The 14,451-nt window shown below is 44.4% G+C and carries 16 protein-coding genes, 1 tRNA gene and 4 pseudogenes; 13 read left to right on the top strand and 8 right to left on the bottom strand.

Annotated elements, in window-relative coordinates:
• Positions 1 to 186 precede the first annotated feature (186 nt).
• The 3 genes and pseudogenes from BLT91_RS29300 to BLT91_RS29290 form a co-directional block, all read left to right on the top strand.
• Complete coding sequence (locus BLT91_RS29300) at positions 187 to 1,149, top strand: AraC family transcriptional regulator (protein ID WP_090827675.1); 963 nt, start codon at positions 187 to 189, stop codon at positions 1,147 to 1,149.
• Positions 1,150 to 1,655: 506 nt separating this feature from the next.
• Positions 1,656 to 1,918 (top strand): annotated as a pseudogene (locus BLT91_RS29295) (hypothetical protein); the annotation flags it as partial.
• 73 nt (positions 1,919 to 1,991) lie between these two features.
• Positions 1,992 to 2,138: pseudogene (locus BLT91_RS29290) on the top strand (GTP-binding protein); the annotation flags it as partial.
• Positions 2,139 to 2,301: 163 nt separating this feature from the next.
• Here BLT91_RS29290 and BLT91_RS29285 read toward each other — a convergent pair.
• The 3 genes from BLT91_RS29285 to trxB all read right to left on the bottom strand — a co-directional run bounded on the left by BLT91_RS29285 (position 2,302) and on the right by trxB (position 4,339).
• Positions 2,302 to 2,374: transfer RNA gene (locus BLT91_RS29285), tRNA-Lys, on the bottom strand.
• A 250-nt stretch (positions 2,375 to 2,624) separates the two neighbouring features.
• Positions 2,625 to 3,104, bottom strand: a complete 480-nt coding sequence (locus BLT91_RS29280; protein WP_217635298.1) for an HPP family protein — start codon at positions 3,102 to 3,104, stop codon at positions 2,625 to 2,627.
• Between the two features lie 314 nt (positions 3,105 to 3,418).
• Positions 3,419 to 4,339 (bottom strand): thioredoxin-disulfide reductase, encoded by a 921-nt coding sequence (trxB, locus tag BLT91_RS29275; protein ID WP_090827673.1) that lies wholly within the window; start codon positions 4,337 to 4,339, stop codon positions 3,419 to 3,421.
• 137 nt (positions 4,340 to 4,476) lie between these two features.
• Between trxB and BLT91_RS32160 the strand changes: the two genes are divergently transcribed.
• From BLT91_RS32160 to BLT91_RS32155, 4 genes are all read left to right on the top strand, one after another.
• A complete protein-coding gene (locus BLT91_RS32160) occupies positions 4,477 to 4,638 on the top strand; it encodes a hypothetical protein (RefSeq protein WP_175532592.1) in 162 nt (53 codons plus the stop codon).
• A 448-nt stretch (positions 4,639 to 5,086) separates the two neighbouring features.
• Positions 5,087 to 5,209: a hypothetical protein gene (locus BLT91_RS33725; RefSeq protein WP_302847574.1), complete on the top strand. Its 123-nt coding sequence runs from the start codon at positions 5,087 to 5,089 to the stop codon at positions 5,207 to 5,209.
• Positions 5,210 to 5,299: 90 nt separating this feature from the next.
• The gene (locus BLT91_RS29270; protein ID WP_090827672.1) at positions 5,300 to 5,944 is read left to right on the top strand and encodes a peroxiredoxin-like family protein; all 645 of its coding nucleotides are present in this window, start codon (positions 5,300 to 5,302) and stop codon (positions 5,942 to 5,944) included.
• Between the two features lie 189 nt (positions 5,945 to 6,133).
• Positions 6,134 to 6,319, top strand: coding sequence for a hypothetical protein (locus BLT91_RS32155; RefSeq protein WP_175532591.1), 186 nt, complete (start codon positions 6,134 to 6,136; stop codon positions 6,317 to 6,319).
• Between the two features lie 194 nt (positions 6,320 to 6,513).
• Here BLT91_RS32155 and BLT91_RS29260 read toward each other — a convergent pair whose 3' ends face one another.
• Positions 6,514 to 6,855 (bottom strand): nickel-dependent lactate racemase family protein, encoded by a 342-nt coding sequence (locus BLT91_RS29260; RefSeq protein WP_090827668.1) that lies wholly within the window; start codon positions 6,853 to 6,855, stop codon positions 6,514 to 6,516.
• A gap of 338 nt (positions 6,856 to 7,193) precedes the next feature.
• On the opposite strand from BLT91_RS29260, the gene BLT91_RS29255 reads away from it, so the two are divergent.
• The 3 genes and pseudogenes from BLT91_RS29255 to BLT91_RS29245 all read left to right on the top strand — a co-directional run bounded on the left by BLT91_RS29255 (position 7,194) and on the right by BLT91_RS29245 (position 8,771).
• A complete protein-coding gene (locus BLT91_RS29255; RefSeq protein ID WP_090827666.1) occupies positions 7,194 to 7,472 on the top strand; it encodes a YciI family protein in 279 nt (92 codons plus the stop codon).
• Positions 7,472 to 7,701 (top strand): annotated as a pseudogene (locus BLT91_RS31055) (gfo/Idh/MocA family oxidoreductase); the annotation flags it as partial. The gene BLT91_RS29255 and the pseudogene BLT91_RS31055, both read left to right, overlap by 1 nt.
• Before the next feature lie 464 nt (positions 7,702 to 8,165).
• Complete coding sequence (locus BLT91_RS29245) at positions 8,166 to 8,771, top strand: IS110 family transposase (RefSeq protein ID WP_254777195.1); 606 nt, start codon at positions 8,166 to 8,168, stop codon at positions 8,769 to 8,771.
• Positions 8,772 to 9,236: 465 nt separating this feature from the next.
• Here the strand turns inward: BLT91_RS29245 and BLT91_RS33295 are convergent, their stop codons facing one another.
• Positions 9,237 to 9,473, bottom strand: coding sequence for a DUF5808 domain-containing protein (locus tag BLT91_RS33295; RefSeq protein WP_254777197.1), 237 nt, complete (start codon positions 9,471 to 9,473; stop codon positions 9,237 to 9,239).
• A 642-nt stretch (positions 9,474 to 10,115) separates the two neighbouring features.
• On the opposite strand from BLT91_RS33295, the gene BLT91_RS29240 reads away from it, so the two are divergent.
• The 3 genes and pseudogenes from BLT91_RS29240 to BLT91_RS29230 form a co-directional block, all read left to right on the top strand.
• Positions 10,116 to 11,213, top strand: coding sequence for a hypothetical protein (locus tag BLT91_RS29240; RefSeq protein ID WP_090827662.1), 1,098 nt, complete (start codon positions 10,116 to 10,118; stop codon positions 11,211 to 11,213).
• Between the two features lie 546 nt (positions 11,214 to 11,759).
• Positions 11,760 to 12,461, top strand: a complete 702-nt coding sequence (locus BLT91_RS29235) for a reverse transcriptase domain-containing protein (RefSeq protein ID WP_090827660.1) — start codon at positions 11,760 to 11,762, stop codon at positions 12,459 to 12,461.
• Positions 12,462 to 12,580: 119 nt separating this feature from the next.
• Positions 12,581 to 13,004: pseudogene (locus BLT91_RS29230) on the top strand (hypothetical protein); the annotation flags it as partial.
• Positions 13,005 to 13,219: 215 nt separating this feature from the next.
• Here BLT91_RS29230 and BLT91_RS29225 read toward each other — a convergent pair.
• The 3 genes from BLT91_RS29225 to BLT91_RS29215 form a co-directional block, all read right to left on the bottom strand.
• Positions 13,220 to 13,522 (bottom strand): Ger(x)C family spore germination C-terminal domain-containing protein, encoded by a 303-nt coding sequence (locus BLT91_RS29225; protein ID WP_090827658.1) that lies wholly within the window; start codon positions 13,520 to 13,522, stop codon positions 13,220 to 13,222.
• Positions 13,519 to 13,716: a hypothetical protein gene (locus BLT91_RS29220; RefSeq protein WP_090827656.1), complete on the bottom strand. Its 198-nt coding sequence runs from the start codon at positions 13,714 to 13,716 to the stop codon at positions 13,519 to 13,521. The genes BLT91_RS29225 and BLT91_RS29220 overlap by 4 nt, the downstream gene beginning before the upstream one ends.
• 164 nt (positions 13,717 to 13,880) lie before the next feature.
• Positions 13,881 to 14,249, bottom strand: coding sequence for a TetR family transcriptional regulator C-terminal domain-containing protein (locus BLT91_RS29215; protein WP_254777196.1), 369 nt, complete (start codon positions 14,247 to 14,249; stop codon positions 13,881 to 13,883).
• Positions 14,250 to 14,451: the final 202 nt, after the last annotated feature.

The raw sequence follows: 14,451 nt of genomic DNA, 5'->3' as shown, positions 1-14,451 counted from the left end.
AATAGACTATTCCTGCATAATAATTGCCTAAAATTGCAAAATGTTATCATTTCCATTGACGGATTGTATGGAGTCCTGTCACGATAAAGGTAATCGTTAACATTACGATGAAATGAAGAGAACGAACAGAATGGTGGAAGTTCCGTTCCCAAAAGGACTTAAAACAATAATGGCAGGTGAAACTGAATGTCAGACCAAAAACTCGGCACTTTATTGGAAGAGAGCGTCTCCATTCGTCAAGAGGCGTTAGATCAACTCATTGCGATGTCGGAAAGGATTACCACTGCAGAAGGTAGAACGCAAACCATTATCCCGTTTCTTACTATTTTCCGTAAAAGCCTTCGAACTACGCCGATTCCTGAATTGGTGACCCCTTCATTTTGTATCCTTCTTCAAGGAACAAAGAAACTTCATTTTGGCCGAGACCTCATTCATTATCACCCGGGTGATTATTTTGCATCGTTGATTGATATCCCTGCATCCGCTAATATCATCGATGCTACAAAGAAGCCACCTTATATCGGTCTACGCATTAATCTTACGACGAAAGAAATCGCTTCTGTGGTGATGGAGGCGGAAATCAGCATGAAACCAAGGGATAATAAGCTGACCGCCAGAGAGTTCTTTGGAAAATCCGATGCCGACCTTTTAGACTTACTAATGAGGTTACTGAAGCTTATCGACAAACCCAAAGAAGCTCGCTTTTTGTCTGCACTCATCAAGCGTGAAATGATATTCCATTTACTGTCACGAGATAAAGGGCACTTATTTTTCCAACAGGCGATCTTATACCAGCAAGCTGACGGGGTCAGCAACGCCATCGAATGGATTAAAAATAATTACGCCCGTTCCTTTACCGTCGAGGAGCTTGCAAAATCAATTAACATGAGCCTCTCGGGACTGCATCATAAGTTTAAAGCCATCACGACAATGAGCCCTTTGCAGTATCAGAAGTTGCTCCGCCTTCAGGAAGCAAGACGCCTCATGCTGAGCGGTTCTATGGATGTAACGACTGCCGCTTGTGAAGTCGGCTATGACAGTCCATCGCAATTTAATCGAGAATACCGGAGGCTTTTTGGCCTGCCTCCTCTTCAAGATATAAAGACTGTGCGGGAAAGCTCCATAGCCGACTCATTCAAGAATCGTTAGGTTCACGGCTAATCTTTTCATTCCCATAAAACCTGAAAGTAACATAAAACCAAACTGAATGAATCGCCGGGAAATTCCAAAACGATAAAAGAGTGTCACAAACCAAGCATCGATCACGACAAACGCTTTATCACAAGACCAAGCAACCGTTGACCGTTTGGATCTAGGCCATTGTCTGGTAGCGCATGATAAACGAGGTGAAAAATTCGCTAATGGGATCATCCACGCTGAAGGCACACGTATAGCCCATGTTGGGACGAGATAACGATTAGACTTTTCGAGGAAATGATCTTTAAGGAATAATTTGGGGTTGGGAACCTTTTCAGCATGCTTATTTATAACACTATATAATAATTGTAGATCAAGGAACTTTTTAAATTACATAGATCAAGGCAGCACAGTGGACTACCCCTTTTTTATTCTTTGAAGTTTATTTGAATTAGTAAGCAACTCGTTTCGCAAACATAAAAAAGAGAGGGAGGATGCGACAGTTGCCTATGTTGATGGGGGGCGTACCGAATCTGATTGTGGAGCTGGATGAACTGAATGAATACGGCGAAAAGGTATATTTCTTCGAGAAGGCATGCGGCATCAGCGGCTTGCTGCTTGGGGTGAACCCGTTCGATCAAGCCGGCGTGGAAGCGTACAAATCTAATATATTGCACTACTGAATAAGCCTGATTTTGAAATGCAAAAAACTGAGCTCAGGGTAACCAAGTTTTTCTTTTATAGTTCAGTAATTGTAGTCACAGATGAGGTTAAATTTTAAATCAATTATGTAAAAGATGTCATTATTTTAAAGCATTTAAAATAGGAGTACCGCATAAAAAGAGGTGATTGGAATGAACCCTCATTATTATACCATCGGAATGGCCGGCCATATCGACCATGGTAAGACAACGTTAACAAAAGCGCTAACGAATGTGGATACCGATCGTTTAAAAGAAGAAAAGGAACGCCAAATATCGATTGAGCTCGGGTATGCCCCCTTTCCTCTTGACGTGGATCTCCTCCCAATAATATATCCATCTTTTGTCGATCAAACGAATAATCATCTGATCTCCGATAACAATACAAGGTGAGGCTATATCGCGATGGATGAAAAAAAGCAGCAAGGCGAATAGTAGCCATGCCGCTTTTGTTTGCAAAGAATAGGCCCGGTGCGGATCGAATCCACGACCTGATGATTAAGAGTCAACTGCTCTGCCAGCTGAGCTACGAACCTAAGGAAATAAATATAGGAGTAATCATTCCATTTGTCAACAAACTTACGCATATTCGTTCGTTCACCATCTGAAGTGCCGCCAGATGATGAGGCGGATATGCCCGAGCTCATTGAATCATTCTCACCATGTAATAACTCAGCTTCAATTATGAAAAATGAAGGGAGGATAGACATAAGGAAGCAAGCAGTTATTTTCAAGCCTGCGTCTGGATAAGATGGAAAGAATACAAACGGATTGTCTAAACTCAAGCTAAATCTTGCCGTTGTATTTACCATAATCAATAGTTTTACTAAGACTTGAATCACCTTTTCTCCGCTCCAATTGATGGATAAACCAAAGCAGAAACCCCAGCCCCACCAAAGACATAAATACCGCTAATGGCAGTTTCCATACGGCAAGTGGCTTCGAAAAATAGGGAATCAGCGCAACTGCCAGAACAGGTGCATCAGTCCAATTGAACCGCTGCATAAGGAATAACGTAAGCAAGACCGTCAGGAAAAAAGCAATAATTCCGCCGATCAGCCAATGCAGCAAGCTTCCAATAACCGTCGCCACAGTTGCCGCAATAATTGTCCTTGGCAGATATTTCTTATTTTCTTCCCTTTTGAACAAAATAACGGAGAATGACCCCAATGATGGATAAAAAATCATTTCCATTCCAGGAATATGCTGAGATGCCCAATAAGCAAGCGTTAAATAAAGACCAATTGCTAGTATTCGGATTTTCAAACTGCCCACCCCGATTCTTGATATTGGCATGTTAAAATTAATAAACCAATTTCAACAGTTCTCCGGGTTTATTTTTGAACGACGATGATAACCAGATTATTCCTCACGTAACCAATTACCAAATGAATAATAAACAATCCTGATTTCAGCGCAGGGGCCCCGCTTCTAAATCCTTTGCTCTCCAACTTGTCAATCGTGTATGAGATGAAATCCCATCATGACCAAGTTTTCGGCGGTAGGTTGGTTGTTGTCGACATTGATTTTTGTTACTTTCAGCTGATCTCAAACTCAGACATTAGTTCATCATTTTTTGGTTAACTGACCGGATGCTCTTCCAAATAATGTTCACAATCCATCGCCGCAATCGCTCCACTGCCGGCCGAAGTGATCGCCTGCCGGTAGTGAGGATCCTGCACGTCTCCGCAAGCGAATACGCCTGGAATATTCGTTTCCGCCGTCCCCGGCTTTACAATCAAGTAGCCTTGCTGATCGGTCCGCAGTTGTCCGTCAAGAAATTCGGTATTCGGATGATGGCCGATCGCTACGAATATACCGTCGGTTTCAATGATTTCTGCAGCGCCTGTTTCATTGTTTTTCACTTTCAATCCTGTTACGCCTTTTCCATCGGAGATGACCTCCAGCGGAGTCCGATCCAGACCCCACTTGATCTTGCTGTTTTTCCGGGCTCGATCCTGCATGATCTGAGAAGCCTTTAGTTGATTTCTTCTGTGGACGATGCGGACTTCCGAAGCGTATTTCGTCAAGAAGTGTGCCTCCTCCATCGCCGAATCGCCTCCACCGACCACGATGATCTTTTTGCCGCGGAAGAAGAAGCCGTCACAGGTAGCGCAAGTGCTCACGCCTCTTCCGATATTTTCTTGCTCATTTGGAATTTGCAGATAGTTTGCGGATGCTCCCGTAGAGATGATGACGCTCTCGGTGATCAGCGTTTCTCCGTCTTCCAAGACCAAGTGAAACGGCCGGTTCTGCAGATCGACCCGGCCGGTGTTAAACCTGGCGTCGAATCGCTCCGCTTGCTTCCTCATATTGTCCATCAGTTCCGTCCCCAAAATCCCGTCCGGAAAGCCGGGGAAGTTTTCAAATTCAGTCGTCGTTGTCAATTGCCCGCCGGGCTGGGTTCCTTCGATTACGAGAGGTTCCATATTCGCCCTTGCTAGGTAGATGGCTGCAGTTAGTCCGGCTGGACCCGTACCGATAACAATTGATTTGTACATGGTATACAACTACTATTTTAATTTTTCAAAATAATATTGTACACAATATAAATGGGTAATCGGATCAAGATAAATGCAATCATTTTCGTACTAATCAAGCGGATTGAACGGATAGAGCCAAAAGAAGGGCTTCTCACATGAAATGGAAATTATTTGCTAAAGCGATCATGATTTCGCTGATGTTTTGGATAGTACCTTTACTAGCAGAGATGCAAAGTTATTTTGGAGTTTGCAATCCAGAAAATACACGTTATTATTTGTTTCGAGACTCACAAAGTGGATTGATTACACCAAAATAATTAGTGGTTACAAAATCAGTCGGCTCGTAGGGCACATAGCGGAGAGCTCATTCTTGCTGGGCAGGCAGGCGACGGCTGGACATGAGCCCCCGACCCACTTTCGCTACACGAAAGCAAGCCGTTTACCTGATCGTGCCAAGTGCCAGGCCAGTAATTTGATGCCTTGGCCGCTGCCAAGGACCAGTGAGACATCAAAATCCTCCTTGTTGTATTCTCAAATTTCTCCTGACAAGGATATTATTACTTGAATATGCGAAACGAAATAGACTATTCCTGCATAATACTTGCCTAAAGATGCAAAATGCTATCATTTTCATTGACGGATTGTATGGTGTCCTGTCACGATAAAGGTATACTGTGAACATTACAGTGAAATGAAGAGAACGAACAGAATGATGGAAGTTCCGTTCCTTCAAGGACTTATAACAACAAAGGCAGGTGAAACTGAATGTCGGATCAAAAATTAGGCACTTTATTGGCAGAGAGCGTCTCCAGTGGTTATAAAATCAATCGGCTTCTAGGGCACATTGCGGAGAGAGGCGGAAAGACCATTGAAGAAATCCGCGCGTAGGAAACAAAGATGTGCAAGTGCGCGAATATTTGGGATCTAAATCATAAGGTAGATCAAAACCCCACATTTTCTGAAAAGGAGAATTGATAAATGTTATTGAATCAAGCCCTGGAGGAAGCGAAACAGCATTTCGTCGCCAATACGCCCGCCGACGTCCATTCCGAGATGTTCCGAATGATTCGGGAGCAGCAACAATCTGGAAATGCCTTCGGTTTGAAGGTGGGACAAAAGGCAAAAGATTTTACGTTGAAGAATACAATGGGGGAATCTGTGAATCTGTTTGATGAGCTTTTCAGTGGTCCAGTTGTTCTGACCTTTTATCGCGGAGGATGGTGCCCATTCTGCAATATGCAGCTGCGAGCATATCAAGCCATACTGCCGGAGATTGAAGCGATCGGCGGCCAACTGATAGCAGTAAGCCCGCAAAGTCCTGACAATACGCTTTCCCAACAAGAAAAGGAAGAGCTTCATTTTCAGGTACTAAGCGATACGAATGGACTGGTTGCTGCTTTTTATAATATATTGTACGATGTCCCTTCATACATACAGGAAATCATGACGAACAAATTCGGTCTAAACCTGGCCGAATACAATGCTACAAATAAATGGATACTTCCGATCCCTTCGACTTTCATGATTGATGAGACCGGCATGATTCGTTCGGCGTATGTCAACCCAGATTTTATGCGACGTCTTGAACCTCATGAGATACTGGATCAATTGAGAAAGTTGTAAGCAACTTTTACGTCAACAGCCGGAAGGCCAGTGTTCAGTAATAAAGAAATTAGACCGGAGCTCCTTATCGCAAGGAATCCCGGTCTTTTTATGGCCCCATTATTTATTAAATGAATCAGACTCAATGACACTTGGATGTAGCGACTATGTTTATTACTAATAGATTTAAATCATCATTACCCTTAGCCAATGATCGATCTGTCCCGTTATGCGAAAATACCTATAGACGGTCTGCTAACGGTTGTATCGGTTCCCCAATCCGGGGGGCGCTTCGGGAATAACTGCAGTGCCGTATCGATGAACAGCTTCACGGTGTTCGAAGCACCCTTTAAAGAGGAAATGGCGCTTTTCGGGTTCGATATACAGCTTTATTAGCCACCCACGTACTGAAAAACTCATCGCCTTGCATAACTGCTACTACTTTCTTTAGCGGTGGAACGATCGTAATGTTCTCTTTTCGAGATTGTTTAGCCGCATGTAGATATGTATCGAGATCATCACCACAATAAAATCTGCTATGCACCAATTTACCCTGATCATTGTATTTCATTACTACTTGTATATACGCATCAGGCAAATGGGATAAAAACTTCATGTGGAACAATATGTCCGATGTTAAGAATAATATCCCATTCCCCTTCAAGCATAATTCGGTTGATGCTAATAGGTATATCCCAATCAGCTGCTCCACCTGAAAACGTCTTAACATAGGCCGCTGGAATGAATCCGAGAGTTTTACAATCTTTGATCCAATCATGAATCAAGATACATTCCTCTGGTATATCGCCGAATATCCATTCGTTTTGATCAGCAGTGGCAATCCTTTCCGTCATCGCAATGAGTTGATCCAACGCCTCATGACAGATGGAGAGGCTCTCTTCCAATAAAATGTCGAGTTTTTGGTCCGACATTCAGTTTTACCTGTCTTTGTTGTTATATGTCCTTTTGGGAACGGAACTTCCACCAATTCTGTTCGTTCTCTTCATTTCACCGTAATGTAAAAGTACACCTTTATCGTGGCAGGACACCATACAATCCGTCAATCAAAATGATAACATTTTGCATCTTTAGGCAAGTATTATGCAGGAATAGTCTATTTCGTTTCACAAATTCAATTTAATATTAAATTGTAAGGATTATTCAACTAAACGAAGGAGGATTTTCTAATGAAAAGAAATCTCATGGCTTCGGCATTAACTACCGCTCTGGCAGTCGGCACATTTACCGGTGCGAAAAAGGAGAATCGTCCATGATCTACGTTGCGCTGTTACCGATCGTCGACGCAGACAAGAGCGCACGGACTCAACCGGCCCATCTCGCTTACATCAACCGCTTGTACCTGGAAGGCAATGTCGTCATGGCCGGCCCGTTCGCCGACGGGCTCAGCGGGATGGTGCTGTACCGCGCGGACAGCGAAGAAGAAGCCCGTCGGCTGGCGGAACACGATCCGTTCGTGCTGGAAGGCGCCCGCACCCTCGAGCTTCGCGCATGGAATGCTCTCGACTTCCCGCTGCCGGAATCACATTGATCTTACCGCCCTGGTTCCGTTCGCAGGCGTATTATGACAGCGGCGATTGGCGGGCGACGTGGGCCGGTGAAGGCGGCGGCATTCTGACGAACCAATGCCCTCATAACTTGGATTTTTACCAATGGTGTTCGGTTTGCCGCAGCGCATCCGTGGTCACGCAAATATCGGCAAATACCACGACATCGTAGTAGAAGACGAAGTGACGGCATATTTTGAGCATGAGAACGGGATGGTCGGTCACTTCACGTCACTACCGCAGAGAGGGGTAGTATCAATTCCTTCATTATATGCGATGACAACATCGGTCTTCGTCAGTTTTCCGATTTTTAATGAATGAACGTGGGGACATCAATGGATGCCACAGTGCAAGCTACTGGGATGACTTAACGGTCCATATCCTAGAGTAACGAGGAACTTATGATCTAGTAAAGTCAGTTAGAGGGAACGCGGAGTGCTGGGAAACTGGCACGCTCCGTGTGGAGCAGGGGAAAAGCTGGAGATAACATCAAATGCTTACCTATTGCAACCGATAGCGGAATAGAGCGGCTGCCGATCTAATGATCAGCAGCCGTTTGCTCACCTAAACATTCCTGTAAGGCCTAAGATTTGGCCTTTGTCAAAAAAGGAGCGCCTCGGTATGATGGGTTTGTCGACGGGTTTATGACCCAACACCATCAAGGAGGCGCTCTTACTATGAAGTTTAAGCAATCAGACGGACAAAATCAACGCATTGAACGAATTTCCACATCTCATCTTGTTGTGGGCATCGACATAGCGAAGGAGACTCATGAAGCACAAGCAACTAATTTTCGCGGCATCGTACTCTCTACGCGACATCTCACATTTTCAAATACAATTGAAGGTTTCGAAAAAATAGAACGATGGATCGATGGAATTAGGCAGAAACATCGCTTAAAGGGACTCATAATCGGCATGGAGCCGACTGGACACTATGGGTATAACTTGGCCAATTGCTTTGTCGACAAGGGCAAGAGCGTTGTCATGGTGAATCCGGCCACCACTAAACGAAACAAGGAGAACCGGGATAATTCTCCCTCCAAAAGTGATCCGAAGGATGCACTTGTCATTGCTGACGTGATCAGCCGAGGCTATTACTCTGAATACTCACGACAGGCTATCGTTTCTCAGAGGTTGAAAACGATTATGAGTGACCGGGAATTTTGGGTGACGAATAGTGTACGGCTGCAGAACCGGATCATTCGCTGGTTAGACATTCGCTTCCCTGAGTATTTCTCGGTTTTTAAAGACTGGGCCTGCAAACGTTCTGTGAGGGCATAGACCCGTAGAGCCGTGGGATGGTGAACCCCCAAGGAAATTGTGGAGTATGCGTGCAGAAGAATAACGCTTGGAGAAATGTTCCACACGCTTCTTCTGTTCCCGCATGCCCAAGATTGGAAAAACGGAGTAAAATGATGTTTAATGAGCTTACTTACCGAACAGCATCTGTATTCCAAGGCGACGAAATCCTGCGAATGAGTGAGTATATGCGAGATAAACCCTTAAAACTCCTGTTAGGGCTAAGAAATAGCCTTTGTCAAAAAAAGGAGCGCCTCAGTATGATGGGTTTGTCGACGGGTTAGTAACCCAATACCATTAAGGAGGCGCTCTCACTATGAAGTTTAAACAAACAGACGGACAAAATCAACGTATTGAACGAATTACCACTTCTCATCTTGTTGTGGGCATCGACATTGCGAAGGAAACTCATGTCCCGAATCTTTAGGAGAACAAATCGAGGATTCATTAGACATTTGTTTGAGGGAACCAGTTTGGGATGAGAAGATGAAAGGGAGAAACTGTATTAAAGAATCGAAGCTGAAGCAGCTTTTCAGCGCTTCTAAAGATATAGCTGCGATAGAGGGAGCCATTTAAGTTTATTGTCCATCCTAATCCTAATCGTTTAGGAACAAAAATTGACTTATTATTTGGGTTGTAGTAAATAATCCCCAATTTATAGTGTTTTCGGTCATTGTCAACCATTTTTCTTCTCTCCAGTTTCATTAAGTTCATTGAATATCTTCTAACAGTTAAGAGTTTGAATTATTGTTTTCGTTAGTTGAACTACATCTTTTGTCATGTAGGGGAAATGTCAGCAAACCTAGTCTTTCCTACGAGCCGATCCGTCTCCATGTCGCGTATGACAAAAGGCATAGCCATTCCTCTAGCCCGTTCTTCTAGCGCTATCTCCACATAAATTTTCATATCATCTATATTTCGCATACCTGGAGGGTTCCGGATCGCTCAATGCTTCGTAAAGCGGAGAGATGAGAAGCTTCCATGGGAACAAGGGCTATCCTTACTCCTTGCAAAATAACGGGTTCAACTTTCATCAGCCTTCTCTCCTTTTTATTGTCGTGTAACTAGTAGAATAGAATACAAGGTAAATTGACAATTAAAAAGTACCAATTTACTATTTTTTTATTAGTCCACTTAACAGAGTGCAGTATGATTTAGATTAGATTCGAAAAAAGCTTGCCGATTTAGTTTCCACTAGGTAAACCATATAATCCTCTAACCGGGAACGATAGTGGAGGAACTTGCAGCAATGCTGGAATTTATTACGCTTAATTCATTCGTTAAAATGGATAAATACGCAAAGTCCAGATAGGAGGTATGATCAGTATGTTTGTATTTATCCATTGGATCGGTTTCGTTCTAGGGCTGGTTATCGTCATTTCCACGATCGGTAGTATCGTCGATACCCTGATCGTAACTCGAAGTGTCGAATCTCGGATTACGCTCGTTTCCTGGGAGATTACCCGCTTTGTGTTCAAATTGCTTTCCTTCAGAACCGCGCTTTACGAAAAAAAAGACCGATTGCTCTCCTTTCGTGGACCTGCGTCGCTTTTAACCACATTAGCACTATGGATTTTTTTGTTTGTCGTTGGCTATGCACTGTTGTTCTGGCCTTTTACTGAAGGGACTTTTGTGATGGCCCTTAGGTTGTCTGGCTCTTCATTCTTTACCCTTGGCATTTTTTCTGCACCAGCTGGGGTCTCAACGATTCTGGAATTCGCAGCTGCGGCTACCGGAATGATTACGATTGCCCTGCAGATTGGGTATTTGCCTACAATATATAGTTCATACAACAAAAGAGAGGCGCTTGTCACTGCATTAAGCATTCGGGTTCGAAGAATTGCATGGGGTCCAAACATTCTCAAACATCATTTTAAAGAAAATGAAATGTCCACAATGCCCACTTTATTCGCCGCATGGGAAATGTGGGCTGCAGATATTACCGAATCGCATGTCAGTCACCCTTGGCTTATGGTATTTCGTTCTCCGCACAGGATGAATTCATGGGTGACATCCTTGCTTTCAGTTATTGATGCGGCGAATCTTTACTTAATTTTAAATCCTTCTCAGGCTCCTGCAGAAGCACGGCAATGTCTTCGTGCCGGCATCACTTGTTTTCAGACCATTTCAGATTCAATGGGATTTACCGATGAATTGAGTAGAGCTACTGCTCCACAGGAAGTGAGGCTGAGTTTTGAAGAGTTTTTGTATGGGCTTCAATATTTGGAGCACGGGGGTTTTCCTATTGAAATATCAAAGGAAGAAGCTTGGAATGAGTTCCGCACCATACGTGCAAAGTATGAACTACCAGCGTATGAATTAGCCGATTTTGTCTTTGCAGTGCCTGCACCTTGGTCTGGTACTCGGGATAAAATGACTCCGGAGACCATTCTTCCTACAATTCCATTGCCGAATAAAATATAGTAATAAGAAATGCCCCGAAACAACATTCATTGAGCTTGAACATCTATTGTTTATTCTTTATCAAGGATTCAGTTTTGATGTCGGGTGACAAGAACATTATTTCATTCCCGACGGGTCTCTGTGAAGGAAAGTGAAGGATATACGTAATCGTAGATACGGATTAAGCTGATGGGTACAATAGCTCAATAGTGCGCCTAGCAAAACTACAGGCCGTAACATGAAGTGAATCCTGCCGCATCGTCATATCGAACCTGAAAGGGACAAGAGGGAGGCCGAGCCCCGTAGGCCACGGAATGCGTGAAGATCTTGGAGAAGCAGCGCGGAAGAACCCTCCGGTGTATGGGGATCGGCATGTAGTGACAGTTATGTCTGGAACTAGGGAGACCCTACCTCGCACGACATCGTCGTAAAGCGCAAACCTATAAGCCCGAAGGGTGAAGAAAGAGAGTCGGAGAGGGTGGTAGTACCTGTGAACCCAGGACAACATAATCTGGAGGAGGAAAGCACCCTTACTTTGTTCAGTGGTATCAATGGAGTTAAGAGTGAGTGAATGCAGTGAAATCTGCTAACTACACGAAAGTAAAAGTTCAAGAACTTCAAAGTACCCTCTACCTTGCGGCGAAGGCGAATGCCAAGCGCAGATTTCATGTTCTATACGACAAGGTGAGCAGATCAGATGTGATGACGGAAGCATGGAAACGGGTTAAGGCAAATCGAGGTAGTGCAGGTATCGACGGTATGACGATACAGCATATCATACTGGAGTATGGAGAAGAGCAATTCGTGACAGACGCGCAACAACAATTGCTTGAGGGTACTTACCGTCCTAAGCCAGTACGAAGGAAGGATATACCGAAAGGCGATGGAAAAACGCACCCGTTAGGAATACCTGTAATTCGGGATAGACTGGTACAAATGGCTGCGAAAATGGTCCTAGAGGCGATCTTTGAGGCGGATTTCAAAGACTGCTCGTTCGGGTCTCGGCCGAAACGAAGTGCAAAACAAGCGACGAGGATACGCGATACAGTAAATTACGGGAGGGTATACAGGGTGGTGGATGTAGACATTACAGGGTATTTTAACAACATCCCGCATGACAAACTGCTCAGACTTCTGGAACAACGTGTTAGCGATCGAAGTGTATTAAAACTCATTCGAAACGAAAGCGTAGGGATGTCATCAAAACCAAGAGGAGATCGTTGGCCTGGGATGAGTCTGGAGGAAACCTGTTTACTGTCCAGATGGTGACCGGCATGAAGGTGGCGTGAACGTAACACAGGCTTTTGTTCGGAACGTGGGAACCTACGACTCCGATGCGAATGGAAAAATCCAAGTGGATATCCCGCAAGGATGAAAGTACAGATGCGGAGTAAATTGTTACCCTAAACCCTGTCGTACATAGCGACGGGCTAAGGCAAGAAGGTTTTGAGTACAACAAAGATGCAGATTTCGTTTTTTGCCCAGCAGGAGAATACAGTATTCGTAAAGCCATACAGGGAAGCAAGAAGAGCGGCGATAGTCACTCACTTGTCTTCTACTTCGATATTCCATTTTAGTTATAGCTGATCAACTACAAGGAACAAATCGAGTTTGAAAATAGCGATACGTTTAAAGAGCGGATCCGCCGACGCATGATCATTGAGCATAAGAATCCTGAACTGAAAAGATATCGCGGGATTAAAGGCTAAATACCGAGGTTTTCGTATGCAAATTCAAGCCATACTTACCGCTTTCGTCGTTAATGTGAAACGAATGCTAAAGCTGATAGAACAAATGCAGCCCGCCTCCTGAAGGAGGAGGAGCTGCATTTTTAGCTTTTTGATTAATTTTCTTTGAAATGAGTCTCTGCTTAACCACTAACAACCCGAAACCCCGGCATATCAACATTGTAATTCTGTATCGCCTTCTCAAATACAGGGGATTAGTAGAGACAAAGCCAATAAGATAAGCTAAGCCAGGAGAGCCATGAAGGAACTCCTGGCTTATTCCGTTTGGCGCACTAGCCATTAATTCAGAACATTGCGCGTCAGCATGCCCGAATTGACGATCTTGACATGCACGTTCACATTAATCACAAGCGATGGATACGTATCCGCCCAATCTCCCTTCAACTGCTTCCACTTCCGTGGATGACGCGTACGAATGTCCCGTCCGAATAAGAATAGATCCTTTCTGCTCTGTTGTGCTTTCGTGATTAACTGGCTGATCTCACGCTTTAATGTCTCTTCCAGGCCGGCTTTCATTTTTTCGATATCTTGCGCGCCGGTCCAACCTTGTACGATTTCCAAACGGTCAAGTATAAAAATCAATTAGCGTGAACTTCAGGCATTTCCTCTTCGAAAAAGAGGTCGTCCAGCGAGCTGAGCGTACCGTCTTCCTCTACTTGAAAAACGGACATTTTGTCGCCGTTCACGGTCAATTCAATAAAACAGCCCCAGCAATAAAATTGATGAGAGCCTATTTTGCCGATGTCTTTGGAATTGCAGTTCGGACAACGGAGCATGGTCATCACATCCTATTCACGGTACTACTCCCAGCAGATAGTGAGGATAAGCTCAATTTTTCTGTTGTTGTTGCACATCTTACGACGAGATTATCCCTATTAAATGCTCACAATTGTTTTTTATCAATTGAGTTTCCGGCTCTCATGGCCGAGATATTGTTTACTTACAAAATATGGTCCACATCAAACGATGAACGAACCGATATGTGCAAGGCGTCCAAACCAACTTCAAGCGGGCTGGTTTCCCGGCGCACCTGAGTTAGAACAAGTCCGCCTTGAAGAGCCGTCAGTAGCGCCAGTGCCAGATCATCCGGATCGGCATCAGATCTCAGTTCGCCGCGATCATACATTGCGCGTAGTCCGTTGTGGATGGAGTGTTCCCACTGCATGAACCCAGCCGCGAGCTCAGTACGAGCAGCCTGGTCCGATTCCGATAACTCGCTGGCGAGCGAACCGATTCGACATCCACCGTGGTATTGACGCTCAATTTGGAGTTGCACAATCGCATTGCGCCAGGATCGCAGTGCTTCCATGCTGTCCAAGTGGCTCAGCAGAGGCTCCTGCGAAGCCAGCACATACTCAGTCTGATACACAACGACAGAGAGGTTGATTCGTTCAAAAAATCTCTGGAAGGCGTATGCCCCGGAGATTTTTTATAGATTCACGCTTTGCTTGCCATCGATCGGGCGACGTCGGCGGCGCTGATGCCTTCGAGGGCAAGGCCATAACCGATGC

Source organism: Paenibacillus sp. yr247 (genome assembly GCF_900103825.1).
Taxonomy (GTDB): domain Bacteria; phylum Bacillota; class Bacilli; order Paenibacillales; family NBRC-103111; genus Paenibacillus_E.
This window is presented reverse-complemented; position numbering and strand designations above follow the sequence as displayed.